26 protein-coding genes are annotated in these 26617 nt (G+C 69.3%); 21 read left to right on the top strand and 5 right to left on the bottom strand.

Annotation, left to right across the window (positions count from 1 at the left end; translation table 11 throughout):
* Positions 1–35 precede the first annotated feature (35 nt).
* From argF to VHA73_05210, 9 genes are all read left to right on the top strand, one after another.
* Positions 36–1067: an ornithine carbamoyltransferase gene (argF, locus tag VHA73_05250; protein ID HVX17420.1), complete on the top strand. Its 1032-nt coding sequence runs from the start codon at positions 36–38 to the stop codon at positions 1065–1067.
* The gene (locus tag VHA73_05245; GenBank protein HVX17419.1) at positions 1064–2551 is read left to right on the top strand and encodes an APC family permease; all 1488 of its coding nucleotides are present in this window, start codon (positions 1064–1066) and stop codon (positions 2549–2551) included. Before argF ends, VHA73_05245 begins: the two co-directional genes overlap by 4 nt.
* Positions 2544–3635, top strand: a complete 1092-nt coding sequence (aguA, locus tag VHA73_05240) for an agmatine deiminase (GenBank protein HVX17418.1) — start codon at positions 2544–2546, stop codon at positions 3633–3635. The genes VHA73_05245 and aguA overlap by 8 nt, the downstream gene beginning before the upstream one ends.
* A 50-nt stretch (positions 3636–3685) precedes the next feature.
* Positions 3686–5158 carry an AAA family ATPase gene (locus tag VHA73_05235; GenBank protein ID HVX17417.1) on the top strand — a complete coding sequence of 491 codons (1473 nt, stop codon included), beginning with the start codon at positions 3686–3688 and terminating at the stop codon, positions 5156–5158.
* 66 nt (positions 5159–5224) lie between these two features.
* Positions 5225–6250, top strand: a complete 1026-nt coding sequence (locus VHA73_05230) for an NAD(P)-dependent alcohol dehydrogenase (protein ID HVX17416.1) — start codon at positions 5225–5227, stop codon at positions 6248–6250.
* 76 nt (positions 6251–6326) lie between these two features.
* Positions 6327–7205, top strand: a complete 879-nt coding sequence (locus VHA73_05225) for a universal stress protein (GenBank protein HVX17415.1) — start codon at positions 6327–6329, stop codon at positions 7203–7205.
* A 28-nt stretch (positions 7206–7233) separates the two neighbouring features.
* On the top strand, positions 7234–9585 hold the full coding sequence (locus VHA73_05220) for a heavy metal translocating P-type ATPase (GenBank protein HVX17414.1): 2352 nt from the start codon (positions 7234–7236) through the stop codon (positions 9583–9585).
* Between the two features lie 93 nt (positions 9586–9678).
* Positions 9679–10455 carry a hypothetical protein gene (locus VHA73_05215; GenBank protein HVX17413.1) on the top strand — a complete coding sequence of 259 codons (777 nt, stop codon included), beginning with the start codon at positions 9679–9681 and terminating at the stop codon, positions 10453–10455.
* Positions 10452–10685, top strand: a complete 234-nt coding sequence (locus tag VHA73_05210) for a hypothetical protein (protein ID HVX17412.1) — start codon at positions 10452–10454, stop codon at positions 10683–10685. The genes VHA73_05215 and VHA73_05210 overlap by 4 nt, the downstream gene beginning before the upstream one ends.
* 28 nt (positions 10686–10713) lie before the next feature.
* On the opposite strand, the gene VHA73_05205 is transcribed toward VHA73_05210, so the two are convergent.
* Entirely contained in the window at positions 10714–11445 is a 732-nt protein-coding gene (locus VHA73_05205; protein HVX17411.1) for a helix-turn-helix domain-containing protein, read from the bottom strand.
* A 66-nt stretch (positions 11446–11511) separates the two neighbouring features.
* A complete protein-coding gene (locus VHA73_05200; GenBank protein HVX17410.1) occupies positions 11512–12657 on the bottom strand; it encodes a hypothetical protein in 1146 nt (381 codons plus the stop codon).
* Between the two features lie 78 nt (positions 12658–12735).
* On the opposite strand from VHA73_05200, the gene VHA73_05195 reads away from it, so the two are divergent.
* The 3 genes from VHA73_05195 to VHA73_05185 all read left to right on the top strand — a co-directional run bounded on the left by VHA73_05195 (position 12736) and on the right by VHA73_05185 (position 14688).
* On the top strand, positions 12736–13320 hold the full coding sequence (locus VHA73_05195) for a TetR/AcrR family transcriptional regulator (protein ID HVX17409.1): 585 nt from the start codon (positions 12736–12738) through the stop codon (positions 13318–13320).
* A 116-nt stretch (positions 13321–13436) separates the two neighbouring features.
* Complete coding sequence (locus VHA73_05190; protein HVX17408.1) at positions 13437–13919, top strand: hypothetical protein; 483 nt, start codon at positions 13437–13439, stop codon at positions 13917–13919.
* A gap of 181 nt (positions 13920–14100) precedes the next feature.
* On the top strand, positions 14101–14688 hold the full coding sequence (locus VHA73_05185; GenBank protein HVX17407.1) for an adenylate/guanylate cyclase domain-containing protein: 588 nt from the start codon (positions 14101–14103) through the stop codon (positions 14686–14688).
* Positions 14689–14719: 31 nt separating this feature from the next.
* Here VHA73_05185 and VHA73_05180 read toward each other — a convergent pair whose 3' ends face one another.
* Positions 14720–15544: an SDR family oxidoreductase gene (locus VHA73_05180; protein HVX17406.1), complete on the bottom strand. Its 825-nt coding sequence runs from the start codon at positions 15542–15544 to the stop codon at positions 14720–14722.
* An 83-nt stretch (positions 15545–15627) separates the two neighbouring features.
* Between VHA73_05180 and VHA73_05175 the strand changes: the two genes are divergently transcribed.
* The 6 genes from VHA73_05175 (at position 15628) to VHA73_05150 (ending at position 20617) form a co-directional block, all read left to right on the top strand.
* Complete coding sequence (locus VHA73_05175) at positions 15628–16407, top strand: enoyl-CoA hydratase/isomerase family protein (protein ID HVX17405.1); 780 nt, start codon at positions 15628–15630, stop codon at positions 16405–16407.
* An 82-nt stretch (positions 16408–16489) separates the two neighbouring features.
* Positions 16490–17443: a TIGR03564 family F420-dependent LLM class oxidoreductase gene (locus VHA73_05170; protein HVX17404.1), complete on the top strand. Its 954-nt coding sequence runs from the start codon at positions 16490–16492 to the stop codon at positions 17441–17443.
* Positions 17444–17477: 34 nt separating this feature from the next.
* Complete coding sequence (locus VHA73_05165) at positions 17478–18080, top strand: carboxymuconolactone decarboxylase family protein (GenBank protein HVX17403.1); 603 nt, start codon at positions 17478–17480, stop codon at positions 18078–18080.
* Between the two features lie 37 nt (positions 18081–18117).
* Positions 18118–19404 (top strand): aromatic ring-hydroxylating dioxygenase subunit alpha, encoded by a 1287-nt coding sequence (locus VHA73_05160; protein HVX17402.1) that lies wholly within the window; start codon positions 18118–18120, stop codon positions 19402–19404.
* 9 nt (positions 19405–19413) lie between these two features.
* Positions 19414–19743: a hypothetical protein gene (locus VHA73_05155; GenBank protein HVX17401.1), complete on the top strand. Its 330-nt coding sequence runs from the start codon at positions 19414–19416 to the stop codon at positions 19741–19743.
* A gap of 25 nt (positions 19744–19768) precedes the next feature.
* Positions 19769–20617, top strand: a complete 849-nt coding sequence (locus VHA73_05150) for an SDR family oxidoreductase (GenBank protein ID HVX17400.1) — start codon at positions 19769–19771, stop codon at positions 20615–20617.
* A gap of 7 nt (positions 20618–20624) precedes the next feature.
* Here the strand turns inward: VHA73_05150 and VHA73_05145 are convergent, their stop codons facing one another.
* Entirely contained in the window at positions 20625–21548 is a 924-nt protein-coding gene (locus tag VHA73_05145) for an LLM class F420-dependent oxidoreductase (protein ID HVX17399.1), read from the bottom strand.
* Positions 21549–21718: 170 nt separating this feature from the next.
* On the opposite strand from VHA73_05145, the gene VHA73_05140 reads away from it, so the two are divergent.
* Positions 21719–22963: a CoA transferase gene (locus VHA73_05140; GenBank protein HVX17398.1), complete on the top strand. Its 1245-nt coding sequence runs from the start codon at positions 21719–21721 to the stop codon at positions 22961–22963.
* 46 nt (positions 22964–23009) lie between these two features.
* Here the strand turns inward: VHA73_05140 and VHA73_05135 are convergent, their stop codons facing one another.
* The gene (locus tag VHA73_05135; protein ID HVX17397.1) at positions 23010–24116 is read right to left on the bottom strand and encodes a ferredoxin--NADP reductase; all 1107 of its coding nucleotides are present in this window, start codon (positions 24114–24116) and stop codon (positions 23010–23012) included.
* Between the two features lie 182 nt (positions 24117–24298).
* On the opposite strand from VHA73_05135, the gene VHA73_05130 reads away from it, so the two are divergent.
* Positions 24299–25648, top strand: coding sequence for an LLM class flavin-dependent oxidoreductase (locus VHA73_05130; GenBank protein HVX17396.1), 1350 nt, complete (start codon positions 24299–24301; stop codon positions 25646–25648).
* A gap of 23 nt (positions 25649–25671) precedes the next feature.
* The gene (locus VHA73_05125) at positions 25672–26595 is read left to right on the top strand and encodes a CoA ester lyase (GenBank protein ID HVX17395.1); all 924 of its coding nucleotides are present in this window, start codon (positions 25672–25674) and stop codon (positions 26593–26595) included.
* Positions 26596–26617: the final 22 nt, after the last annotated feature.

The raw sequence follows: 26617 nt of genomic DNA, 5'->3' as shown, positions 1-26617 counted from the left end.
CCCTGCACACCCCGTCGCGACGTTCCATGGTCGTCGTGGCACGCAACCTCATCGACACCAACGATCTCTCGGCCGATGAGCTGTTGGCGCTGCTCGACCTGATCGGCCTGTTGCGTGACGCCGACCGCGACCGGGCGCTGCCGCAGCTCCTCGCCGGTCGCTCGTTGGCCATGATCTTCGAGGAGCCGTCGACGCGGACCCGTGTGTCGTTCGAGGTCGCCATGACCCGGCTCGGCGGCCACGCGCTGTACCTGAAGCCCGGCGAGATCCACCTCGGCCGGCGCGAGACGCTCGCCGACACCGCCCGGGTGCTCTCACGCATGTGCGACGCGATCATGGCGCGCACGCTCCACCACGCGACCGTGCAGGAGCTCGCGGCGCACGCGACGGTGCCGGTGATCAACGGGCTGTCGGACTACAACCACCCGACCCAGGCCGTCTGCGACTTGTTCACCATGCGGGACCACCTGCCCGAGGGCCGGTCGCTCGAGGACTGCACGGTCGTGTTCGTGGGCGACCGCACCAACGTCTGCTCGTCGACCATGCATGCCACCACCAAGTTGGGCATGAACTTCGTGCACGCCGCGCCAGCTGCCTACCAGGCCCCGCCGGAGTGGATCGACATCGCACGCGCCAACGTGGCCGCGACCGGGCACGGTTCGGTGACGGTCACCGACGACGTCGCCGATGCCGTCACGATCGCCGACTTCATCTACACGGACCTGTGGTGGTGGGTCGACCAGGAAGACGAGGTCGAGGAGCGGCGTGCCGCGTTCATGCCGCGCTACCAGGTCAACAGTGACCTGATGGCACGGGCACCGGCCCGCGCCCGCTTCCTGCACTGCCTGCCGGCATCGCGTGGCGTCGAGGTCACCGACGAGGTCCTCGACGGCCCCGCGTCGCTGGCGTTCGACCAGGCGGAGAACCGGCTGCACGCCGAGAAGGCGATCCTCCTGTGGGCGATCGACCCGCCGCGCGTCGAGCCCGCCCCCGAAACCGTCGCCCGGCACCACGCGCGGATCGAGCAATGGCTCGACGCGGACCATGAGAGAGGGGCACGACCATGACCACGATCACCGGCGCGGGCGCGTCTGCACCGCCGTCCCCCGAACGGCCGACCTCCGCGTCGGCTGTCACCACCCGACCCGGCAAGCGCAAGGTGATGGGGCTGCTCGACGTCACGTTGTTCACCGTGTCGGCCATCTTGGTGGTCGACCAGCTGACTGCCTCGGCGTCCATCGGCGTCTCGGCCGTGGGCTGGTGGGTCATCACCATCGTCTTGTTCCTCGTTCCCAGCGCGATGGTCACTGCGGAGCTCGGGAGCGCGTATCCCGAACAAGGCGGTATCTACGCGTGGGTGCGTCGCGCGTACGGTCGCCACTGGGCCGCGCGCACGACGTACTGGTACTGGGTGAACGTGGCGCTCTGGATGCCCTCGGTGTACCTGCTCTTCACCGGTGTGTTGGTGGGGTTGTTCTGGCAGAGCGCCACTGTCTTCGACCAGTCCATGGTCGCCATCGGCCTCGTGTGGGTCACGGTGCTCGTCGGGCTCCAGACCCTGTCGATCGGCAAGCGAGTGACCAACGCGAGCGCCATCTTGAAAGTCGCGGTGATCTTGACGATCGGCGTCGGTGGCATCGTGCTCGCCGTCCGCCATGGCGCAGGCAACGCGTTCGGTGGCACCCGCATGTTGCCCGACTTCGGGGTGGCGAAGCTGTTCTTGCCGGTCCTGGTGTACCAACTGCTCGGCTTCGAGCTGGTGTCGTCGATGTCCGAGGAGCTGAAGGACCCGGCACACGACATCCGGCGAGGGATGTTCCGGGCGGCCGCGATCTTGAGCGCCTTCTACGTGCTCGGGACCGTCGGGATGCTGCTGGCGCTCCCGACCGAGAAGATCGGGCTCACGGAGGGACTGGTCGAGACGTTCAAGGCCGTCTTCGGTCAGGGCTCGGTGTGGCCCTGGGTGCTGGGCCTCGCGGTCATGGCCACGTACCTCGGCAACATGGTCACTTGGACGCTCGGCGCGAATCGCACGGCCGTCGAGGCGGCGCACGACGGCGAGCTGCCGAAGCTGCTGCGGGCCGAGACCCGGCGCGGCGCGCCGCTGTGGGCATTCCTGCTGTCGGGTGTCATCGCCACCGTCGTGTTGCTGTTCGCCGGTGCGTTCATCAAGACGCAGGACAACTTGTACTTCGCGATCTTCGCGTCGTCGTCAGCCATCTTCTTGCTGCCGTACCTGTTGCTCTTCCCGGCTGCGATCCGCCTGCGTCGCCTCGACCCGGACCGGCACCGCCCGTACCGGGTGCCGGGTGGACCGGCCGGCATCTGGGTGGCGGTGATCTTGGCCACCGGATCCATCCTCGCCTCGCTCGTGTTGTTCCTCTGGACGCCAGGTGAGCCGATCGACTGGAGCTACACCGGACCTCTCGTCGGCATCGTGGTCGCCACGATCGCGGTCGGCGAAGTGGTGGTGTCCCGTTCCCTGAGGCGGTCGACGGCTGCCGCGGCGGAAGCGGTCCCGGCGACGGCTGGTGGTGCGAGCGATGAGTGATCTGCACTGCTCCACTCCCCGCCGCGACGGCTTCCACATGCCCGGTGAGTTCGAGCCGCACGCCGGTTGCTGGATGGCGTGGCCCGAGCGTCCCGACAACTGGCGCCTCGGGGCGAAGCCGGCGCAGGCGGCGTTCGCCGCGGTCGCCGAAGTCATCGCGCGCAGCGAGCCGGTGACCATGGCGGTGTCGCCGTCGCAGTGGGTCCACGCCCGATCGGTCCTGCCCGCCCACATCCGGGTGGTCGAGATGTCCACGAACGACTCGTGGATGCGCGACATCGGCCCCACCTTCGTGGTCGACGGTTCAGGTGGTCGGCGAGGCGTCGATTGGCACTTCAACGCCTGGGGCGGACTCGAGGGAGGGCTCTACTTCCCCTGGGATCTGGACGACCTCGTCGCGGCGAAGGTGCTCGACATCGAGCACGCCGACCGGTACCGGGCACCGATGGTGCTCGAGGGCGGCTCGATCCACGTCGACGGCCAGGGAACCCTCATCGCGACCGAGGAATGCCTGCTCAACCGCAACCGCAACCCGGGGTTCGACCGGCACGAGATCGAACAGCTGCTGCGCCACTACACCGGCGCGGAGCGGATCATCTGGCTGTCCCGCGGTGTCTTCAACGACGAGACCGACGGACATGTCGACAACTTGGTGTGCTTCGCGCGTCCCGGTGTCGTGGCGCTCGCGTGGGCGAGCGACCACGACGACCCGCAGCATGAGATCTCGCTCGACGCCCGCCACCGGCTCGAGCGCGCCCGAGATGCCAGAGGCGAACCGCTCGAAGTGGTGCCCGTGCCGATGCCACGCCCGGTCACGATCGCGGCCGAAGAAGCAGCCGGTGTCGATCCCGTGCCCGGCACCTTGCCGCGGCACGAGGGCGACCGGCTGGCCGCGTCGTATGTGAACTCCTACGTGGCGAACCGCCATGTCGTGATGCCGCTGCTCGATGAAGGGACGGACGATGCGGCGCGCGACGCCCTGGCAGCGCTGTTCCCGGGCCGCGACGTCGTCGGCGTTCCTGCGCGGGAGATCCTCCTCGGCGGCGGCAACATCCACTGCATCACCCAGCAAGTGCCGGCATGACACCCGTTGACCCTCTTGGAGCGGCGGGTCCGACTGGCGCATTCGCCTCCGTGACCGAGACGCACTCGGGGGTCGTCTTCTTCGTCGGAGACCGCGCGTACAAGCTCAAGAAGCCGGTGCAGTTCGGGTTTCTCGACTTCCGGTCCCGGGAGGCGAGGGAGGCGGTGTGTCACCGCGAGGTCGAGCTGAACCGGCGGCTGGCGCCCGACGTGTACCTCGGCGTCGCCGACGTGTACGGACCGGACGGGCGGCCGATCGACCACCTCGTGGCGATGCGCCGGCTACCTGCCGACCGGCGCCTCACCCACCTCGTGGAGTCGAGCGCCGGCGCCGCCGACCAGTTGCGCCGCCTCGCCCACGTGCTCGCCGCGTTCCACGCGCGGGCCGCGACCGCGCCCGAGATCGACCGGGCGGCGGGACGCGACGCGCTCGCGACCCGATGGCAGGCCAACGCAGCCGAGATGACCCCGTTCGTGGGGTCACTGCTCGACAGCGACGCGGTTGGACGGGCAGCCATGCTCGCCGAGCGGTACCTCGCCGGCCGGGGGCCGCTGTTCGAGGCCCGGGTCGCCGACGGGCGCGCCCGCGACGGGCACGGCGACTTGCTGGCCGACGACATCTTCTGCCTCGACGACGGTCCCCGCGTGCTCGATTGCCTCGAGTTCGACGACCAGCTGCGGTGGGGTGACGCGCTGGCCGATGTCGCGTTCCTCGCCATGGACCTCGAGCGCCTCGGACGGCCCGACCTGGCAGCAGCGTTCCTCGGCCAGTACCGTGAGGTCGCGTCGGACACCTGGCCGGCATCGCTGGCCCACCACTACGTGGCCTACCGGGCGCTGGTGCGTTGCAAGGTCGCCTGTCTGCGCTCGACGCAAGGAGACGGCGACAGCAGCGACCAGGCGCGCCAGCTCTTGCGCATGACCGTCGACCACCTCGAGGCGGCGCGGGTCCGGCTCGTCGTGGTCGGTGGGCCGCCCGGTACGGGCAAGTCGACGCTCGCACGCGGTCTTGGCGACGCGCTCGATGCGGTCGTGCTGCGCTCCGACGAGGTGCGCAAGCAGCGCGCGGGTCTCGATCCGGCGACCGCAGCGGGAGCGCCGTTGGGCCGCGGCATCTACTCCGACGCAGCGACCGAAGCGACGTACCGCACGCTCTTGGTGGAAGCGCGCACCTGCCTGAGAGGTGGGCTGAACGTCGTACTCGACGCGTCGTGGAGCGATGCGCGCTGGCGCGACGAGGCGCGGCGCCTCGCGGGCGACGCGGTGGCAGACCTCCACGAGCTCCGCTGCACCGTTCCGCGGGCGCTGGCGGTGGCCCGCCTCGAAGCCCGCGCCGCGCGAGGGGGCGACGCCTCGGACGCGGACGCGGCCGTCGCCGAGGCCATGGCCGCGTCGGAGGCGCCGTGGCCGACCGCGATGGAGGTGGACACCTCCGCGTCGCCGGGTGAGGTCGTCGCCTCCGTGCTCGCACGGCTCGCGGACCACCCGATCGACCAGCCCGGCGGGGCCTTGCCGCTGCGGTGACTTCCGGCCCTACCGCCAGCGGTCCCGATGCGCGATGAAGGACGGGATCGAACAAGGAGGCGTCTGATGCGCGCTGCACGACTTCACGGCTACCAGCAGGACTTCGTGGTTGAAGACATCGCCGACCCCGAGCCGGGGCCCGGCGAGGTCCTCCTTCGAGTGGGTGGCAGCGGGGTGTGCCACTCCGATCTCCACTTGCGAAGCGGCGAGATGGCCGCGCTCGGCCTGCCCCCGTTCCCCTGGACGCTCGGCCACGAGAACGCCGGGTGGGTCGAGGCGCTCGGCCCGGGTGCGACCGGTTTCGAGCCCGGTGACCCGGTCGTGGTGTTCGGAGGCTGGGGGTGTGGGTTGTGCCGGCTCTGCCTCGGCGGCGAAGAGCAGCTGTGCGACGTCACGAAGTGGGGCGGCATCGGCTCGGCCGGCGGTTATGCAGAGCTGATGGTCGTGCCGTCGCCGCGCCATCTCGTCCGTTTGACCGAGCTCGAGCCCGCCATGGCGGCGCCGCTCGCGGACGCCGCGCTCACGCCGTATCGCGCCGTGAAGAAGGTGCTCGACCGGCTCGTGCCGGGCAGCACCGCGGTCACGATCGGGGTCGGTGGCCTCGGTCAGTTCGGGCTCGAACTGCTCAAGACGCTCAGCCAGGCCAAGGTCGTCGCGATCGACACGCTGCCATCGAAGCGGGCCCTGGCATCTGAGCTCGGCGCAGACCTCGTCCTCGACCCGATGGCTGCCGACCCCGGGGTGGAGATCGCCGCCTTCACGGGCGGCGAGGGCGCTTCGGCCGTTCTCGACTTCGTCGGATCCGACGTGACGATGCGGACGGCGGTCGGCGCGGTGGGCCGCAAGGGGATCGTGGTCCTCGTCGGTCTTGCCGGAGGATCGGCACCGTTCTCCTTCTTCTCGATGGCCGGCGAGGCCGAGCTCACATCGAGCTACTGGGGGAGCCGCAACGAGCTCGCCGAGGTGATCGCGCTGGCCGAACGGGGTCGTTTGCACGGCCATGTGGAGCGTCACGGCCTTGGCGAGATCAACGAGGTCTTCGGGCGGCTCCAGCAGGGGGAGATCGACGGCCGCGCCGTCCTCGTTCCCTGAGCGTCGGGACTTGTGGCCCTAGGAACGGGCCGCCCGATCCGTCACGATTGCCCCAAGCGACCAAGCGAGGTGCGACGTGGCAAGCAGCAAGATCGTCGTCGGTGTCGATGAGTCGGCGGGGTCCGCCGAGGCGTTGCAGTGGGCGGTGGCCGAAGCCCGACTGCGCGACGCCGATGTGGTGGCCGTCCTCGCATGGGGCTTCTTGGACCAACACCAGATCTCCGGGGTCGACTTCGATCCTTCCTACGCGGAAGGCGACGCCCGCAAGGCGCTCGACGAGTTCGTGGCGCGGGCGGTTGGCGACGAGGCCGCTTCGCATGTCATGTCGATGCCGATCTGTGACCTGCCGGTACCCGCCCTGCTCGAGGCGTCGGCGGGTGCCGACCTGCTTGTGGTCGGTGCGAGGGGTCTGGGTGGGTTCAAGGGGTTGCTCCTGGGTTCGGTGAGCCAGCGGTGCCTGCACCACACCGAGATCCCGATCGCGGTGGTTCGCAACGTTCGGGCACAAGGGAGTTCGCTGGGTCGGGTCGTCGTGGGCGTCGACAACTCCAGCGAGGCGCGGCGTGCCTTGCGGTGGGCGATCGACGAGGCGGCGCGGCGCGGTGCCCAGCTCGACGTGGTCACCGCATGGGAGGTTCCGGTCGTGGGTGGCATGCCGATCGCCACCGCGGCCCTCGACCCCGAAGTGTCCGAACAGGCGGCGGTCGATCGGCTGGCGCGGGCCGTCCGGGACGAGGACACCTCTTCGGTGACCGGCACGATCCGCCGCATTGCCGTCCAAGGAGGCCCATCGAGCGTCTTGATCTCCCGCGCCGAGGGTGCCGACTTGCTGGTGGTCGGGTCGCGTGGGCACGGCGCGCTGGGTCGGATGTTGGTCGGCTCAGTGGCGACGCAGCTGTCACACCACGCGCCGTGCCCGCTCGTGGTGGTGCCACCCCCACCTTCGGGAAGCTGATCCGGCGATGCCACGCAGGGGCGTTTCGGTGGACGGCCCTGCGAGGTCGGGCGGCCTCACCCGGAGCGGGTTGCTCCGGAACCTCATGCTGGCCCTTGCGGTCGGTGGCACTGCGGGCGGCGGCGTGCTGCACCTCGTCGATCAGCCAGGGACCGCGCACGTGGTGTGGGCGCTCACCACGGCCATCGGGTTCGTGCCGGCGCTCTGGTGGGTCGTCCAGTCGGCGCGGCGACGCAAGATGGGTGTCGACGTCATCGCGGTGCTGGCGCTGGTCGGCACGTTGGCGACAGGCGAGTACCTCGCAGGCGCGCTGATCAGCCTCATGCTGGCGACTGGACGGAGCATCGAGGAGCGAGCGGGTGCGCGTGCACGCCGGGAGCTGCGCATGCTGGTCGAGCGAGCCCCGGAGTTTGCGCACCGCTACGAGGCGGGTGGCTTGACCAGCCCCCCGATCGAAGCCGTCCGGCCCGGCGATCTCCTCCTCGTGAAGCCCGGGGAGGTCGTGCCGGTCGACGGCGTGGTGGCCAGCGGTCTCGCGGTGCTCGATGAGAGCGCCCTCACCGGGGAGCCCGTACCGGTGGAGCGCTCGGCCGGTGACGCCGTTCGCAGTGGCGTGGTCAACGCCGGCCCGCCGTTGGACTTGCGCGCGACGACCACCGCGAGCGACGGCACGTATGCGGCGATCACTCGGCTCGCCGCCGCGGTGGAGGCAGAGAGCTCCCCGTTCGTGCGGCTGGCCGACCGGTACGCGCTGGTGTTCTTGTTGGTGAGCGTCGTGGCGGCGGGTGCTGCCTGGGCATGGTCAGGAGCGCCGGCACGGGCCGTCGCGGTCCTCGTCGTGGCCACCCCGTGCCCGCTCATCTTGGCCGCGCCCACCGCCATCGTGGCGGGGCTCTCGCGAGCCGTCCGGGAAGGCGTGATCGTCAAAGGCGGCGACGCGTTGGAGCGACTTGCCGAGGGACGCGTGCTCCTGTTCGACAAGACCGGCACGCTCACGGCCGGACGACCGGCGGTCATCGAGATCAGCCCGGCGGCTGCCTTGCCTGCCGACGAGGTCTTGCGGTTGGCGGCCTCGCTCGACCAGGTGTCACCGCACGTGCTGGCCGTGTCGGTGGTGCAGGCAGCGCAGCAGCGCCACTTTCCACTCACCCTTCCTTCTGCGGTGGAGGATGTGGCCGGCCAGGGCATTCGTGGGCGCGTCGGGGAGCACGACGTGGCGGTCGGCAAGGCGGGCTGGTTGTCGGCGACGCCGAACCACGCCTGGTTGCGGGGCATCCGTCGCCGCGCGGATCTCGACGGCGCGATGACCGTGTTCGTCGAAGTCGACAACGAGGTGGCGGGTGCGATCGTGCTGCTCGACGAGATCCGGCCCGACGCGGCGAGGACGATCCGCCGGCTGCGCCGCGCGGGCGTGGATCGGGTCGTCATGGTGACCGGTGACCGCGAGCAAGTCGCCACGTCGGTGGCCGCCGTGATCGGTGCCGACGACGTGCTCGCCGAACGGACGCCACCGGACAAGGTCGCTGCCGTGCGAGCCGAACGTCAGCGGGGGCCGACGATCATGGTCGGGGACGGCATCAACGACGCCCCTGCGCTCGCCGCCGCGGACGTGGGTGTCGCGATCGCCACCACGGGTGCGACCGCGTCGTCGCAAGCGGCGGATGTCGTGTTGACCGCCGATCGGCTCGACCGGCTGGGCGACGCGATCGAGATCGCCCACCGGTCACGTCGCATCGCTCGTGAGAGCGTCGTGGCCGGAATGGGGCTCTCTGTTGCCGCCATGGTGGTCGCTGCTGCTGGCGGCCTCCCGCCCACGTGGGGTGCGTTGCTGCAAGAGGTCATCGATGTCGCGGTCATCCTCAACGCGCTCCGGGCGTTGCTGGCCCCGCCCGGCCAGCCTCGGTTCGACCCGACGGCGAGCCGCATGGCGCTGCGCTTCAGCGACGAGCATCGTCGGCTCCAGAGCGACGTCGACCAACTGCGGCTGGTGGCCGACCGGCTCGGTGCGGTCGATCGCTTGCAGGGCTTGGAGGAGGTTCGCAGGGTCCACCGGCTCCTCGTCGAGGAAGTGGCACCGCACGAGGAGGCGGAGGAGGCCGAGCTGTACCCGGTGGTGCAGCGGGTGCTCGGCGGGATCGATCCGACGGGCACGATGACCCGTGCGCACGTCGAGATCCAGCACTCGATCGATCTGCTCGGCCGGCTGCTCGACGACATCGGCCCCGAGGGCCCCGACGAGACCGACACGCTCGAGCTGCGCCGACTGCTGTACGGGCTGCACGCGGTCCTGCGGTTGCACAACGCCCAAGAGGAAGAGGGCTACCTGTCGCTCGCGGACGACGTGGTGGGCCGGCGCGAGGCGGCGACGACGACGGTCTGATCGCTTCGGCGCGACATCCCGACCTGGGAGGGGTCGGGCCGGTGCCGTAGCGTCTCGGTGTGCGACAGCCCGGGTCGTGGAGCCGCAACAGCGATGCATGACGTGTTCTTGGTCGCGGCTGCGTCGGTGGCCTGTGTCGTGGAGATGGTTGAGGCGCTGACGATCGTGTTGGCGGTCGGCGTCACGCGCGGCTGGCGCTCGGCGGTGATCGGCACCCTCGCCGCGCTCGCCGGCTTGGCCGTGGTGGTGGCGGCGCTCGGGCCGGCCGTGTCGCTGGTACCCATCGACACGCTGCGACTCGGGATCGGCGCGCTGCTGCTGGTGTTCGGCATGCAGTGGCTGCGCAAGGCGATCCTTCGAGCCAGCGGCTTCAAAGCGCTCCACGACGAGGACGCCATCTTCCTCGCGGAGGAACAGGCGGCGCAGGCCGCACCCCGCGACATGCAAGGCCTCGACTGGTACACGTTCACCGTCTCGTTCAAAGGCGTCTTTCTCGAAGGCCTCGAAGTCGCGTTCATCGTCGTCACGTTCGGCGGCGCGCAGCACAACGTGGGGCTCGCCGCGGTGGGCGCCGGCATCGCCGCGGTGCTCACGTTGTGCGTCGGCCTGCTCATCCACCAACCGCTCAGCAGGGTTCCCGAGAACACGTTGAAGTTCGTGGTGGGCGTCCTGCTCACGACGTTCGGTCTGTTCTGGTCGGGTGAAGGCGCGGGCTTCGCCTGGCCAGGCCACGACGCCGCGCTGGCCGGGCTGCTCGTGTACGTGATCGCCGTCAGCGCGGGCTTGGTCGCCTTCCTTCGCAGGCGTCACGCCACCGTTGCTGCCGCGACGACGATCGACCCGGCCGACTCACTCGGAGCGCGGGCATGAAGTACCTCGTCTCGTTCGGTCGGTTCTGGTACGACTTCATCGTCGGTGACGACTGGCGGCTCGCCCTCGGGGTGTTGGTGGTGCTCGGTGGTGGCTTTGCGGCGGCGCACCACGGGATCGCCGTGTGGTGGGCGGCACCGGTTCTGGTGGCTGCCCTGCTGGCCTGGTCGGTGAGCCGCGCGGCGCGCCCGGCTGCTCCGCCGCGGCCACCGGCGCAAGCCGAAGACTGACTCGCCGGCGGGGCCCGCCCGCCCGCCTTCAGGTGGTGCGGGAGCGCAGCGGTGGCGTTGCGTCGAGCCCGACCGCGTTGGCCCACAACCGGGTGATCTGCTCAACGGCGTGGTCGAACTCGAAGTCGCCCCAACCGTCGACCAACCACAGCTCGGCGAAGCGGGCGACCATCGCGCCGAGCGCGAGGGCAGCGATCTCGGGGTCGACGTCGGCGTCGGCCGCGCCTTCGGCCTGAAGACCGCGGATCGCCGCTTCGGCGCGCTCCGCAAAGTGCTGTTGGCGCCGGCGGCGCGCCTCGTTGACCGGCTGGTCGTAGCGCGAGACCTCTTCGATCACGCCCATGATCCGCGCACTCTCCCGGTACTGCTCGAAGTAGCGCCGATTGGCCCGCTCGATCCGGGCGCGGTCGGGGAGCGGGCTCGCCGCGGAGGCGGGTGGCGCGCTCGATTCGGGCCCCTCCGTCGCATCCGGGGGATCGCCCTGCTCGCCCGCGTCGGCGGCGGGTGGGCGAGCGGTGAGCCGCGCTTCTTGGGCCTCGGCCACCTCCCGGAAGATCTGCTCTTTGGAGTCGAAGTAGTGGTAGAAGCTGCCGTGCGACAGCCCGGCCCGCTCGGCGATGTCGGAGATGCGCGCGTCGAGGAAGCCTGCTTCTTCGAACACGTCGCGCGCCGCTTCGATCAATCGGGCGCGGGTTCGCACCCCTTTGCGGGAGCGGGGGGCGCCGGGTTGGGGCGCGGGCTTCGCCCGAGGTCTTGACACCGACGTCAAGTTAGGAAGGCCTCCGGGGGTCCGCAACCGCCACAGCGGGCCGATTGCGGGCCGGGCTCAGGAGCCGGGCTTGCTCGTCAGCTCGATCGGCACGTACTCGGGGTCGTCCTCGGACCGCATGCTGAACCGCCACTTGCAACAGACGTCGCCGGGGTCCTTGCGCGGTGGGATCGCAAGGATGTCCACGCGCATGTTCGGGTTGTACATCTTGGTGGTCACGATCATCGACTTCGGACACGTCGAGTGACAGTTCTTCTCCAAGATGTCGGGCCGTCCCATCGCTTCCCACTGGTCGACGGCGACGCAACGGTTGAACGTCATGATGCCCGTGTCGGGCTCGGGCATCTCGAACGACACGTCGAACGCCTTGCCCGGGAGCGCGGTGGCGTCCATCTGGAGGTCCTTCATCCAATCGGCCACCGTGTTGCCGTTGATCCCCAGATACTCGGCCTTGAGGCGTTTGGCGCCGGGGAGGACGGTGTCGCCCCACAGCGTCCATTGGATGTCGAACATCACGTCGAGCCCGTAGCGCACCGTGATCTGCGTGGCCCACGCCTCGATGCACTGCAGCAGGTATTCGTGGCTGCCGAGGAACCACGTCACCAGCTCGGTCTTGGCCAGTTGCGCGGTGTCGGGGCGTGGTGAGAAGAGGTCGGTGTACTGCACGCGTGTGGTGGCGCGGTCGTCTTCGGCCACCGATTGGTTTGGATCGGTGTAGGGGGTGCCGGCCGGGAGGAACTCGCCTCGCATCCGTTCCAGCTCGGGCACGACTTGATCGTTCCATGCCGTCCACTCGATCTCGGCCATCGTGTCCGCGCCGTAGCGCTTGGTGACCTCGGCCGCCCACCCGTCGACGCAGAGCTGCAGGTAGCGCTGGCTCCAGGGCAACAGCTTGGCGGCGATTGCGTCGACGGAGAAGTCCGTGAAGCGCAAGTCGGCGCGCCACGGTCCCGAATAGTCGGGCAGTTCGGCGCCCGAGTCGACATCGAGCTCTTGGCGGATGTCGAGCGCCGCCTTCGGATATGTGACCGCATCGTCGACCCGGTCGAACTTGGGGTAGTCGTTGAGGTCGACGCCGAGCATCAGGACGAAGTCGTCGGCGACCACTTCCTCGTCGAGGTGGGCGCCGGGCTTGCGGATCGCCAGGAGCTCGTCGATCCCCCGCTCGTGCGCTCCGTCGTCGCCGTGATGGTCGTTGGTCATGACTTCCTCCCGGTTCAGCCGTCGAGCAGCCGCATACTAGCCGTTCGGCTAGCTGCGGCGGCGGGATAGCTTGCGACCGTGGCGACTTCGGCGAGCACCTGGCGAGCACGACTCCGGCCGTACACCCCCGCACAACGCCGCACGATCGACGCCGCGCTCGATCTGTTCGGCTCGCACGGTGTGGGCGGCACCTCGTTGCAGATGCTGGCCGACGCGGTGGGCGTCACGAAAGCTGCGATCTACCACCAGTTCAAGACCAAGGACGCGATCGTTGTCGCGGTCCTCGAGACCGAGCTCGAGCGGCTCGACGTCGCCCTCGCCGCGGCCGAGCACGGACGTTCCGGTACGTCCGGTGCGCCGGCCCGGGACCTGTTGTTGCGTCGGGTGGTCGCAGCTGCCGTCGAGCGGCGAAGCGCCTGGAACACCCTCCAGAACGACCCGGTGTTCGTGCGGCTCCTCAGCGACCATGAGCCCTCGCGCGAGTTCTGGGCGCGTCTGTTTCGCGTACTGACCGGCGGCGGGCGAAGTGCACGAAGTCGTGTGCGGGCTGCGGTGTTGTCGTCGGCCATTGGCGCAGCCGCGCACCCGTTCGTGGTCGACCTCGACGACGCGACGTTGCGCAGAGAGCTGGTGGCGGTCATCGAGCCACTTCTGGAATCGTGACAAAGCATGGTGACGGCCTCATGAACCCGGTGAAACCCATCCGGTGAGGGTGGAGGATCCAGATCTAACGAATGCGTCATCCAATGGTCTGACCGTGGGCCGTGGTGTCGTAGAGGGTGAGTATTGCCACCGCCCATTTCTCGTCTATCATCGTCGCCGTCACGTTCACGTCACCAAGAGGTTTCAAGATGGCTGCAGCACGACGCAAGCCCGTCATGACTGCTGCGCACAAAGCTGCGCTGGCGGAAGGCCGAGAGCAGTCACGTACGATCCGCGCCTATCTCGAGGGCTTGGAAGCCAGCCGCCCGCGGCGCGGTCGTCGCCGTACCCCGGAATCGATCCAACGCCGCATCAACGACATCGATGCCGGCATGGACGACGCCAGCGCACTCGCGCGTGTCCAGCTCATCCAAGAGCGCATGGATCTGGCGGCCGAGTTGGCCAAGCAAGGCACCGGTGGTCCCGACATGAAGAAGCTGGAGCAGGGCTTCGCGCGGGTTGCCAAGGCGTACAGCGAGTCAAAGGGCATCAGCTACGGCGCATGGCGCGAAGCGGGTGTGCCAGCGGCGGTGCTGCGCGACGCCGGGATCGGTCGCTGAGCGATTCCTCGTCGTTGTTCTGAGCGGTGCCCGGCCCAAGTGGCCGGGCACCCGCCGTTTTGGGTCGTTTCCCGAACGGATTCGCGAGACTGTCGCTCCTTCTGGGATCATCGGTCCGACGACCCAATGGAGGGTCGGGGCCTTGGAGGGCTCGGTGCGGGTTGATCGTTGCTTCGCATTCATGGATCTCTGCGGCTTCACCGCGTTTGTCGAGCGCAACGGCGACGAACACGCCGTGTTGGTGCTGGCCGAGTTGCGCACTGCCATGCGAGAGAGCGCAGCCCGCCGGGGTGTGCGGATCGTGAAATGGCTCGGTGACGGCGCCATGTTGTCGTCGGCCATGCCCGACGCGGTCGCCGCTCTGGTGGCCGAGATCGACGTCCGTATGGCCACGAGCCTCCCGTCGCTCGCCGTGCGTGCGGGCATGGATCGTGGGCCGGTGATCATGTTCGAGGGCGACGACTACATCGGACGGCCCGTCAACGTGGCAGCCCGGCTCTGTGACGCGGCCGATCCTCGCGAGCTGCTCGCGACCGAGTCGGTGATCGCGCACCTGCCGCGCTGGATGGCGGCCACGCCGACGACGCTCACCACCGTGCGGGGGTTGCACGCCGACCTGGCCGTGGCGGGAGTTCGCATCGAGGCCGACGGCGATGCGGTCACCGATCCCGTGTGCGGCTTGACGATCCCGCGTTCCGCGGCCATCCGCAAGGGCAGCGAGTGGTTCTGCAGCCGGGCATGCGCCGGTGCAGACGAGCTGCCGCGCTGACGCAAGTTCCCACCCTCACCGGGTGGCCTCGTCACCGGGTGAGGATCGCCGCGCAGGCACCCCCGTCGACCAACAAGTCGGCGCCCGTCATGAAGCTGGCGTCGTCCGACAACAAGAACTTCACTGCGGCGGCGAGCTCCTCCGGCCGCCCTTCCCGGCCGAGGGCCGACTGGTCGACCATCGTCTGCATGATCTCGTGCGCCGCGGCTTCTTGTTGGCCTTGGGGCGTGTCGATGATCCCGGGAGAGATCGAGTTGATACGGGCGCCGAGTGGGCCGAGGCGGAGCGCCTCGCGCTGCACGAACCGCTGCACCCCTCGCTTCGCCCACGAATACGCCACACCCGGGTCCTCGATGCTGTCGCCGAGCGCCTCGTGGATGCGCTCGAGGAAGCCGTCCGCGAGCGGGTCGTCGACATGGCCGTCGCCGTCGCTGATCAGGGCTCGGTTCATGGTGCCGGCCATGGAGGCGAAGCACACGATGGACGTCCCTGCGGTGGCCAAGGGCCGAAGCACCCCGCAGAGCCGGGCGGTGCCGATGAGGTCGACCGTGAAGATCCGGCGCCAGTCGGCCATGGTGGGGGAGATGCCGGCGACGTGCGCGACGCTGCGGAGGGTGCCCAGCTCGCCGAGGCGGGTCCCGAGGCGTTCGAGGCCTGCGGCGTCGCTCACGTCGAGCAGGAACGGCTCGACCTCGGCGCGGCCGCCGGCGAGCTTAGTGGTCGCGGCGTCGAGCGAGGTCGCGTCGAGGTCGACGACCACGAGCGCGTCGACGGTGTCGCGCACGACGTGGGCGCAGTGGCGGCCCATCCCTCGGCCAGCTCCGGTCACCAGGCCGACCAGCGTTGTGTCCGTCATGGGCGCTCCTCGTGGTCGTGGCGCGGGGGTGTGGAACATCCGGTTCTCGGCTCCCGCGAACGGGCCTACCGTATACTGCCGCTGTGAGCGATGACCTTGGTGCTGCCGGCCTCCGCTTCGAACGCGAGGGTCCCATCGGCTGGTGCACGATCGACCGCCCCGCGGCGCGCAACGCCTTCACGCCGGCCATGTACTTCGGGCTCCGGCGTGCCGTCCGCCTGGTGAACGACGACCCTGATCTCGCCGCGCTGATCATCACGGGCACGGGCGACGTGTTTGCGCCCGGCGGCGACCTCGGAGGGCGAACAGAGCCCGGTGACGACCTGCCCGAGACGATCGGGCACGACCTCCTTCCGTTCACCGATATCCGCGAGAGTCGCGCGCCGGTGGTGGCGGCGGTCAACGGTATCTGCCAGGCCGGTGGCCTGCTGGTGGCGATGATGGCCGACGTCGCAGTGGTCAGCGATCGGGCCACCTTCCGGGCACCGGAGTTGCTGCGTGGCATCTCCGACGCGACGTTCGCGGCGGCGCTGCCCATGCATGTCGGTGTCGCGCTGGCGCGTGACCTGCTGCTGACCGGGCGGCGCATCGACGCGGCCGAAGCGTTGCGGATCGGCCTCATCTCGCGCGTGGTTCCTCATGACGACCTACGCGCGGAGGCCTTGCGGGCAGCCGGCGAGATCCTCCACACCTCGCCGCAGGCCCGCGCCGACGTGAAGCGCATGATCAACGAGCGCTACGGCCACATCGACTACCGCACGATGTTCGATGCTCTGGCCCGCTCCGAGGAGCCGCGCGAGGGGATGGCAGCGTTCATGGAGAAGCGCGACCCGAGCTGGATCCCGCGCGACCTGCCCTCCTGATCTCGGCTGGAAGTGTCGTTACACTCCTGGAAGAAGTACGTTCTCACGGCGGCGTAGGCACGACGCAGAGAGGTGGTCCGGGGTGCGCATCGGAGTCATGGTCGGCCCGGAACGAGGTCGGTACGCCACCAAGGTGTCCCGCATGCTGGCCGATGCCCGCTGGGCCGAAGAAGCCGGCCTGTCGTCGGTGTGGATCCCGCAGATCCCTGACGAGTTCGACGCCCTCACAGCAGCCACGCTGGTTGCGGCGGAGACCGGGCGGGTCGAGATCGGCACGGCCGTCGTGCCGATCCAACCACGCCATCCCATCGCATTGGCCCACCAGGCACTGTCGGTGCAGGCCGTCGCCGGGGGGCGGTTGGCGCTCGGGCTCGGCGTGTCGCACCACTGGGTGATCGACGAGATGCTCGGGTTGCCCTACGAGAAGCCCGCCGCCCAGATGCGCGCGTATCTCGAAGTCCTCGAGCAGGCCTTTGCCGGCCCCGGGATGGTCGACGTGGTGAACGACTACTACCGCGTGCACAACCCCCTCGACGTCACCGACATCACCCCGACGCCGATCCTCATCGCGGCCCTCGGGCCCGTGATGTTGCAACTGGCCGGGGCCCACACCGACGGCACGATCCTGTGGTTGGCCGACGAGCGGGCGATCGGCGAGCACATCGCGCCTCGCATCACCAGAGCGGCTGAAGACGCAGGTCGCCCGGCGCCGCGGATCGTGGCGGGTGTGCCGGTGTGCCTGTGCGCCGAGGGCGACGTCGAGGTCGCGGTGGCCAGGGCGAACCGCGTGTTGTCCGAAGCCGAGGTCTCGCCGAACTACCAGCGCCTGCTCGACCAGGGCGATGCCACCTCGGTCGGCGACATCATGGCCGCCGGCACCGAGGAGATGATCGCGCGGCGCTTGCGGGCGTTCGCCGACGCGGGCGTCACCGACCTGTCGGTCCGGGTCCTGCCGATCGGCGACAGCCGCGACGATCGCCTCGAGTCCTCGCGCCGCACCCGTGCGTACCTCGCGTCGCTCGGGGGAGCGTTGTGATCGCGGCAGCCGTCACCGCCAGGAGCGCCGACCGATGAGCCCACGCATCCCCCCGTTGCCGCCGAAGGAATGGCCCGAGGGCATGAGGGCGGCGCTCGCCGCCATGCGGCCCGCACACCCCCGCCACCCGTTCCCCCGGCGCGACGAGAACCGCTCGAAAGGCCTGAATGCGCTCGGCACATTGGCGCAGCACCCCGACTTGGCCACTGCGTTCCACACGTTGACCGCGCATGTCCTGTTCGTGTCCACGCTCTCGACGCGCGACCGTGAGCTGCTGATCCTGCGGGTGTCGGCGTTGCGGAAGTCCGACTACGAGTGGTGCCAGCACGTGGTGCTCGGGCGCGACAACGGTTTGTCCGACGACGAGATCCGCGCGATCGCGGCGGGCCCCGGTGCACCTGGCTGGTCGGCCCGTGACCGGGCGATGCTCCAGGCTTGCGACGAGTTGGTCGCCCACGCCCGCATCGGCGGTGCGACGTGGGACGTCCTGGCCGCCGAGTTCGACACCCAGGAGCTCATGGACCTGGTGTTCACGGTCGGCACGTACGACCTGCTTGCGATGGCGTTCCTCTCGTTCCAGGTCGAAGTCGACGACGACTTGCCCGGAAACGACCTTCTCGCAATGCGAGATTCGTGATATCGTAACCGTCGACCTGACGGAGGGACCCACGAACATGGCCCACTTTCCGAAGCCGCCCGAAGGCAGCTGGACCGAGCACTTCGCCATGGACACCGCTCCTCGCTCCTACGAGGACTCGATCTCGCCGGAGATCTACGAGCTCGAGCGCAAGGCGATCTTTCAAAAGACGTGGCTGAACGTCGGCCGCGTGGAGCAACTCCCGCGCAACGGCACGTACTTCACGCGCGAGCTCGACGCGGCGGGGACGTCGGTGATCTTGGTCCGCGACAAGGCGGGCGAGGTGCGGTGCTTCCACAACATCTGTCGCCATCGCGGCAACAAGCTCGTGTGGCAGGACTACCCCCGCGAGGAGTCGAGCGGCACGTGCCGCCAGTTCACGTGCAAGTACCACGGCTGGCGATACGACCTCGACGGCGCCCTCACGTTCGTGCAACAGGAGTCGGAGTTCTTCGACCTCGACATGGCGCAGTTCGGCCTGGTCCCGGTTCGCTGCGACACCTGGGCCGGGTTCATCTTCGTGAACTTCGACCCCGAAGCCCCGGACTTGCGCGAGTACCTCGGTCGCTTCGGCGCCGGGATCGAGCACTACCCGTTCGAGAAGATGACCGAGGTGCACCGCTACCGCGCCGAGATCGGAGCGAACTGGAAGCTCTTCATCGACGCGTTCATGGAGTTCTACCACGCACCTGTTCTGCACGCGAAGCAAGCCGTGGCCGACGAGTCCCGCAAGTTGCAGGGCTTCGGTTACGAGGCCTTGGCATACGACATCGACGGCCCGCACTCGCTGGTGTCGTCGTGGGGCGGCATGGCGCCGCCGAAAGACCTGAACATGGTGAAGCCCATCGAGCGCGTGCTGCGAAGCGGCTTGTTCGGGGTGTGGGACGCACCCGACATCGGCGAGATCCCCGAGTTCGTCAACCCGGCCAAACACCCCGCCTGGGGTGAGGACTCGTTCCTGTTCTTCCCGAACTTCATGATCCTGATCTGGAAGCCGAACTGGTATCTCACGTACCACTACTGGCCGACGTCGTACAACACCCACATCTTCGAAGGCACCTTGTACTTCGTGCCGCCGGAGAACGCCTTCGAGCGCCTGCAGCAGGAGCTGGCGGTCGTCACCTTCAAGGAGTACGGACTCCAGGACGCGAACACCCTCGAGGCCACGCAGTCGATGCTCGAGACCCGGGTGATCCGCGAGTTCCCCTTGAACGACCAGGAGATCGCCTTGCGCCATCTCCACAACACCGCTGAGAAGTACGTCGAGGAGTACCGCCAGAGCCAGCAGTCGAGCTCGTCGGTGCAGATCTCGGCCGTATCCTGAGGAGCCCAGATGCCGATGCTTCCCGAGGCTTTCGCCGATCTCGAGCCGTTCGCGCCGAAGTGGGCCGTCTACTCCGAGTACCACCGCTATGCGCGCCGCTTGGACAGCACGATGGACGAGCTGCAGGAGTTCTACGACGCGGCCTTCCCGCGGCTCGAAGCGGGTGCCGACTACCTCGAGGGCGTGTCGCTCGACGACATCTCCGACGAGGACCAGAACTTGTTGTGGCTGTTCTCCTCGTTGGTCACCGTGTCGTTCCCGGTCGAGGTGTGGCGCCAGCCGCGCGTGCCCGAGAGCGGCGCGTCGTCGATGGACGTGGTGATACAACCAGCGGTGTGAGGGCGCCGACCCGATGGAGCGGGGCATGACCGACGCCCCGCGCGCGGCGTCCGCGGACCGACCGTCGCTTGCTGGCGACGCAGCACGGCTCGACGGCAAGGTCGCAGTCGTGACCGGCGGTGGCGCCGGTATCGGCCGGGGGATCGCCGAGGGCTTCGCCACGTTCGGCGCATCGGTGGCGATCTGGGAGCAGGACCCAGCGACCGCGGCGGAGGTCGCGGCAGCGGTCGGTGGTCTGGCGGTGGTGGTCGACGTGCGCGACGGCGTCGCGTTGGATGCCGCGCTCGCCACGACCCTCGACCGGTTCGGGCAGATCGACGTGCTCGTGAACAACGCCGGCGGCGCGTTCCATCGCCCGTTGCTGACCACCTCCGACAACGGTTTCGACGCCCTGCACCGCGCCAACTTGGGTCATGTGCTGCGCGCCACCCGGCGGGTCGCGGGGTCGATGGTCGAGCGGGGGAGCGGCGGCAGCATCATCAACGTCACGTCGATCGAAGGCGTGCGCGCCGCTCCGGGTTATGCGGCTTACGCCGCCGCCAAGGCCGGGGTCGTGAACTTCACCCAGACCGCTGCCGTGGAGCTCGCCACGTACGGCATCCGAGTCAACGCGCTCGCGCCGGATGTCTGCCTCACCGAAGGCCTTGCCGCCCTCGCGGCAGCTGGGGTGGGTGACGAGCCCGCCCGCGACCTCGGCGCCGGCATCCCGATGGGACGGGCCGGGACGGTGGCCGACCTCGCCGGCGCCGCCGTGTTCCTCGCCTCGGATCTGTCGGCGTACGTCACCGGGCACACGTTGCACGTCGACGGCGGCACCCATGCCGCCGGTGGGTGGTACCGCCTCGGCGATGACTGGGTGCTCGGTCCTCGCTGAGGTCGAGTCAGCCGCGGCGTTCGACCGCGATCACCTCGCGGCCGTAGCGCTCCAACGTCTCGAGCGCGTGCGCGAGCGAGTCGCCCGGCACACCTGCCGATGCCCAGGTGACGCCGATGGACGCCAGCCGCTCGAGCCCTTCGAGGTGGGCCGCCGAGTCGAAGTGGTCGCCAGCTGGGTCGCCGCCTTCGTTCGTCGTGAACGCGATGTCGATCGTGGCGCGGTCGCGGCCGGCTTCGTCGACGCGCCGCCACAGGTCGTCGAGCAGTGCCGCCAAGTCGTCGGCGGACTCGAGCGGGGGAGTGCGCGCGGTCTTGGCCACAACTCTGGGCGCGGCGAACGGGTTCCATCCGTCGCCGACGGTGGCCACCCGCTGTCGCGCTTGCGCGCTGTTGCCGCCGATCCAGATCGGGACCCGCTTGGCCGGCTTCGGGTTGGCGGTCTGGCCGACCGCGTGGAAGTACTCGCCGTCGAACGCGAAGTCGTCGGTGGTCCACACGCCCTGCAGCACCGCGAGCGCCTCGTCGAAGCGGCCATTGCGCTCATCGGGGTCGACGCCGAGCGCGCGGTACTCGCCGCGCAGGTAACCGGTGCCGGCCGCCAAGATGAACCGGTCGTTCGACAACATCGCGATGGTGGCAACCGCCTTTGCCACCACGAACGGGTTGCGGTACGGCAGCACGCAGATGTTGGGGATCAGACGCAATCGCTCGGTGATCGCCGCGACGTACGCCAGCACGGCGAAAGGGTCGAGTGCGTCATGGCCGCCTGCTTGCAGCCACCGGTCGGTGGGTGCGGGGTGGTCGGTGAACCCGATGCCGTCGAAACCCGCCGCTTCCGCCGTCTCGGCGAACGCCCGGATCGCGGCGTGCGACATCAGCTCCGTGTTGGCCGGGTGGTTGACCAACGGGTAGGTGACCCAGTGCTTCACGTATGGTCCCCCTGCGTTCGAATGCGGCGAGGTTACCGCGGCGCTGCAGTTGAGAATAGACTTATCCCCAGGCGCGAAGGTCACTCTTGCGCGGGCCGCTCACTCGCCGGGCAGGCTCCGCCCGGTGCCGGCGCGTGGCGAGAACCACCAACCCTCCCGAGACGAACACGATGACGACGCCGACTGCCGACGACGACCCGGAGCCCGCGACGCCGACACCGGGCGTCCACGCCCTCGACGGCATCCGCGTGCTCGACCTCGGCACGTACATCGCGGGTCCCTTCTGCGCCACGATCCTCGGCGAGTTCGGCGCCGACGTGATCAAAGTCGAGCGGCCCGGCAGCGGCGACCGCCTCCGGCAGTTCGGCACTGAGACCGAGTGCGGCGACACGCTCGTGTGGCTCAGCGAGGCCCGCAACAAGCGGTCGGTCACCATCGACATGGGCGACCCCCGAGGTGTCGAGCTGCTCCGCGGCCTGATCGCCGAGGTCGACGTCGTGATCGAGAACTTCCGCCCCGGTGTGCTGGAGCGTTGGGGTCTCGACTACGCCGCCATGCGAGCGCTCAATCCCGGCGTGATCTTGTTGCGTGTGTCGGCCTACGGGCAGTCGGGGCCGATGAGCGACCAGCCGGGCTTCGCTCGCATCGCGCACGCGTTCTCCGGCCTCGCGTACCTCGCGGGCGAGCCGGGCGGACGTCCGGTGACCCCTGGCTCCACGTCGCTGGCCGACTACATCTCCGGGCTGTACGGCGCCGTGGGCGTGCTGCTCGCGCTCCGGGCCCGAGAGCTCACGGGTGAGGGTCAGTTCATCGACCACGCGCTCTTCGAGGCGACCTTCCGGGTGCTCGACGAGATCGCGCCGGCATTCCAGCAGTCCGGCTTCGTGCGCGAACGGATGGGTGCCGACACCGTGAACGTGCTACCGCACAGCCACTACGAAGCTGCCGACGGCCGGTGGATCGCCATCGCCTGCACCAACGACGACATGTTCCGGCGATTGGCCGGTGCCATGGGGGCGCCCGAGCTCGCGGCGGCGGACCGGTTCGGCACCAAGGAGCGACGCCTCGCCGCCCGCGACGAGGTGAACGCGCTCGTCGGCAAGTGGGTTGGATCGATGGATCGCGACGCGGTGCTCGCCGCTTGCCGCGCCGCGGAAGTGCCGGCTGGCCCGCTGTATTCGATCGCCGAGATCTTTGAGGATGAGCAGTACCAGCATCGCAACACCATCACCACGCACGACTCGCGGATAGGGCCGCTGGCCGTTCCGAACGTGATGCCCGTGCTGTCGGGCACGCCCGGCGAGATCCGCTGGCTCGGGGCGTCGCTCGGCGCGCACACCGACGAAGTGCTCTCCGAGCTGCTCGGGCGGACCCCCTCTGAGCTCGAGGAGCTGCGGCGCGACGGCGTGATCTGACCACCGGCGGGTCCGAGGCCGCACGGTGGCCGCGGCCGATCGCGGATCAGAACGATTCGTACTCGACGGTCACCGTCGGGCCTTCGGGCACGGCCTGGCAGGTGAGGATCCATCCGTCGGCCACTTCGTCGTCGCTCAAGGCGTTGTTGGCGTGCATGGTGGCCGAGCCATCGTGTTGCTGCGCGATGCACGTGGCGCAGTTGCCGGCCTCGCACGAAAACGGTGCGGCGAGGCCGCCGCGGCGGGCGGTCTCGAGCACCGTGTCCGGCGCGTGGTACGCGACCACGTGGCGTTTGCCTTTCAAGATGATGGTGAGCTCGGCGGGCACCTGTGGCGCGGCGCCGGCCCCGGCATCGCTGGACGACACCGGTTCGGGAGCCGGCTCCGCCACCAGCGTGGACCCGGCGGCGGGCAACGTCGACACGACGGTGGCGGCGAACCGCTCGATGGCGATGCGGTCGGCGGCGACGCCCGCCGCGAGCAGCGTGCCTTCCACGAGATCCATGAACGGCGTCGGGCCGCACACGTAGAAGTCGGTGTCGAGATCGGGGCCGACGAGCGAGGTGATCTCGGAGCCGTCGACGAGCCCGCGCTCCGTGTCGAGGTGATGCTCGACGCGGAGCCGGGCGGGGTGCGTGGCGGTGAGGTTCGCGAGGAGCTCACCGAAGATCACGGACTGCCCGTCGCGGTTGGCGTACAGCACCTTCACCCGGCGATCGGTGGTCGTGAGCACGCGCTTGACGATCGACACGACGGGCGTGATGCCGCTCCCGCCGCACAGCGCGACCAGCGGGCGGTCGCCTTCCTGCACGCAGAACACGCCCGCGGGTCGAGTCACTTCGAGCGTGTCACCGACGTCGACGTGGTCGTTGAACCAGTTGGAGATCAGCCCGCCGGGCACGCGCTTGACGGTGACGGTCAGGTCGGCGTCGGTCTCTGGTGCGCTCGACATCGAGTACGACCGCAAGTGCTCGTCGTCACCCAGTCGCACGCGGAACGTGCAGAACTGGCCGGCTTCGTAGCGGAAGAGAGCGGCGAGGTCGTCGGGGACGTCGAGCACGAACGACCTGGTGTCGGCGGTCTCCTGCACGACGTCCTTCACCCGCAACGGGTGATAGCCGTGCTCCCGCTTGATGTCGGCGTGCTCCGTCATCAGGCCCTCTGCTCGTCGGGCACCGCCTGCCGTGGCTTCGATGCCGCACCTTCTGGATTGCTGGTCCGCCCTTGGTGGACGGGGGTAGCAACGTGGTTTCCGTAATGGGAGAGTTAGATTATCATCTGACCTGCCGGACGTTCACGTGCCGGCCTCCACAGGCGACGGCAGGGAGCACCATCGTGAGCACGCAGCGCCAGATGGCACTGGTTGGTTTCATGCAAGCGGGCAACACGTCGGTGTACAGCGGATCCTGGCGCCACCCTGCCACCGAGCACGGGTTCCTGACGGCGGGCTACTACCAGAAGCTCGGACGAATCCTCGAGCAAGGGTGCTTCGACATGATGTTCTTCGATGACCGGCTCGCCATGCCGGGCATCTATGGCGGCTCGGTTGCCGAAGCGGTCCGCACGGGCGCCCGGCCGGTCAAGCTCGACTTGAGCGTGGTGCTCGGCGTGGTGGCGGGCGTGACCGAGCACATCGGTCTGGGGGCCACGTACTCGACCACGTACTACACGCCGTTCCACGTCGCTCGGACCTTCGCGACGCTCGATCACCTCACCAACGGGCGCGCCGCGTGGAACATCGTCACGTCGGTGAACGACGCCGAGGCCCAGAACTTCGGCGTCGACCAGATCCTCGGCCACGACGAGCGCTACGACCGGGCCGACGAGTTCCTCGAGGCCACGACCGGCCTGTGGGACACCTGGGACGATGACGCGTTGATCCTCGATCGAGCGGCCGGAGTCTTCGCCGACCCCGACGCGGTCCGCGAGCTGCGCTACGACGGCGAGTACTTCAAAGTGCGCGGCCCGTTGACCGTGCCGCGCGGGCCACAAGGCCGCCCGGTGCTGCTGCAAGCCGGATCGTCGGGGCGCGGTCGCGAGTTCGCGGCGCGCTGGGCAGAGCTGATCTTCACCGGTGACCCCGCCATCGAAGTCGCCCGGTCGCACTACAAGGACCAAAAGGACCGCCTGGCCGAGGGTGGCCGTGACCCCGCCTCCGTGAAGATGCTGCCGATGGCGTACGCAGTGGTGGCCGAGAGCGAGGCCCAGGCGCAAGACCGCGAGCAGCTGCTGCTCAACGACCTCGTCGACCCGGTTGCGTCGCTCACGTTGCTGTCAGAGCTCATGAACTACGACTTCTCGGCGCTGTCGATCGACGATCCGATCACGGACGAGCTGATCGAGTCGGTCAACGGCATCCGGGGGCTGGTGCAGAACATCCGCCAGCACATCGGCGTCGGCACGGTCACGTTGGGCGACATCGCCGGCTACCGCGCCACGTTGTTGCAGGGGCCGAGGTTCGTGGGAACCGGCGCGCAAGTCGCCGATCAGATGGAGGAGTGGTTCACCACCGGTGCGTGCGACGGGTTCGTCCTCGCCGCAACGCACTGCCCCGGCGCGTACGAGGACGTGGTGCGGATGGTCGTACCCGAGCTCCAGCGCCGCGGCCTGTTCCGGGATCGCTACACCGGCGCGACGTTGCGTGAGAACCTCGGCCTCGAGCGGCCGGCGGTGGCCCGGCCCTGACACCAGCGAAACGAGGAGGTCCGGTGCTTCGACCCCGCGCTCGACGTTCAGAGCTGGCCACGCCGGCCAGCAGCGAGAAGATGTGCGTGAAGTCCGCGTCGTCGGGCGCCGACCTCGTGTTCCTCGACCTCGAGGACGCCTGCGCGCCCGTAGCGAAGGAAGGTGCGCGGGCGATCGCGGTCGCCGCCCTCACCGAGCAGGACTGGGGCCGCACCGTGCGGGCCGTGCGGGTGAACGGCCTCGACACGCCGTGGTGCCACGGCGACGTGATCGAAGTGGTCACCGGTGCCCGAGACGCGCTCGACGTGCTGATCATCCCGAAGGCCCGAACCGCGCGCGACGTGTGGTGGTTCGACACGTTGCTCACGCAGCTCGAGCGGAAGCTGGGCTTGACGCAGCGCATCGGGCTCGAAGTGCTGATCGAGGAAGCTGAAGGCCTCGCCAACGCCGCTGAGATCGCCCGGGCCAGCGACCGCCTCGAAGCCATCATCTTCGGCGCTGGCGATCTGTCGGCCTCGTTGCACGCCCGGGTCGACGGGAACTTCGATCCGGTCGACGGGTATCCCGGCGACTTCTGGCACTTCGCCCGGGTGCAGGTGCTGACCGCGGCGCGGGCGGCGGGGATCGATGCCATCGACGCGCCGTACCCCGCCTACCAGGACCCCGACGGCTACCGCGAATCGGCCACCCAGGCCGCCTCGCTCGGCTTCGATGGCAAGTGGTGCATCCACCCGTCGCAGATCGCCATCGCGCACGAGGTGTTCTCGCCGACCGAGGCCGAAGTTGCCGCGGCGCGCGAGTCGATCGAGGTGTATCGGGCGTCAGAAGCGGACGGCGTGGGAGCGATCGGGCGCGACGGCCGTCTGGTCGACGCCGCCCACATGCGGCTCGCCGAGAACACGTTGCACAAGGCCGCGCTGGCCGCCGAGGAGTCCGCCGGCGCGTGAGCTCGGGCCACCGCGCACCAGG

The sequence above is a fragment of the Acidimicrobiales bacterium genome, from assembly GCA_035547835.1.
In the GTDB taxonomy this organism is placed as follows: domain Bacteria; phylum Actinomycetota; class Acidimicrobiia; order Acidimicrobiales; family Iamiaceae; genus DASZTW01.
The sequence above is the reverse complement of the archived record's forward strand: the minus strand, read 5'-3'. Positions and strand labels throughout refer to the sequence as shown.

Excerpts from the sequence above, each read along its gene's own strand:
- VHA73_05245 (HVX17419.1), top strand. The coding sequence starts at position 1,064 with ATGACCACGATCACCGGCGCGGGCGCGTCTGCACCGCCGTCCCCCGAA.
- aguA (HVX17418.1), top strand. The coding sequence starts at position 2,544 with ATGAGTGATCTGCACTGCTCCACTCCCCGCCGCGACGGCTTCCACATG.
- VHA73_05230 (HVX17416.1), top strand. The coding sequence starts at position 5,225 with ATGCGCGCTGCACGACTTCACGGCTACCAGCAGGACTTCGTGGTTGAA.
- VHA73_05215 (HVX17413.1), top strand. The coding sequence starts at position 9,679 with ATGCATGACGTGTTCTTGGTCGCGGCTGCGTCGGTGGCCTGTGTCGTG.
- VHA73_05210 (HVX17412.1), top strand. The coding sequence starts at position 10,452 with ATGAAGTACCTCGTCTCGTTCGGTCGGTTCTGGTACGACTTCATCGTC.
- VHA73_05200 (HVX17410.1), bottom strand. The coding sequence starts at position 12,657 with ATGACCAACGACCATCACGGCGACGACGGAGCGCACGAGCGGGGGATC.
- VHA73_05185 (HVX17407.1), top strand. The coding sequence starts at position 14,101 with ATGGATCTCTGCGGCTTCACCGCGTTTGTCGAGCGCAACGGCGACGAA.
- VHA73_05180 (HVX17406.1), bottom strand. The coding sequence starts at position 15,544 with ATGACGGACACAACGCTGGTCGGCCTGGTGACCGGAGCTGGCCGAGGG.
- VHA73_05165 (HVX17403.1), top strand. The coding sequence starts at position 17,478 with ATGAGCCCACGCATCCCCCCGTTGCCGCCGAAGGAATGGCCCGAGGGC.
- VHA73_05160 (HVX17402.1), top strand. The coding sequence starts at position 18,118 with ATGGCCCACTTTCCGAAGCCGCCCGAAGGCAGCTGGACCGAGCACTTC.
- VHA73_05155 (HVX17401.1), top strand. The coding sequence starts at position 19,414 with ATGCCGATGCTTCCCGAGGCTTTCGCCGATCTCGAGCCGTTCGCGCCG.
- VHA73_05150 (HVX17400.1), top strand. The coding sequence starts at position 19,769 with ATGACCGACGCCCCGCGCGCGGCGTCCGCGGACCGACCGTCGCTTGCT.
- VHA73_05140 (HVX17398.1), top strand. The coding sequence starts at position 21,719 with ATGACGACGCCGACTGCCGACGACGACCCGGAGCCCGCGACGCCGACA.
- VHA73_05135 (HVX17397.1), bottom strand. The coding sequence starts at position 24,116 with ATGACGGAGCACGCCGACATCAAGCGGGAGCACGGCTATCACCCGTTG.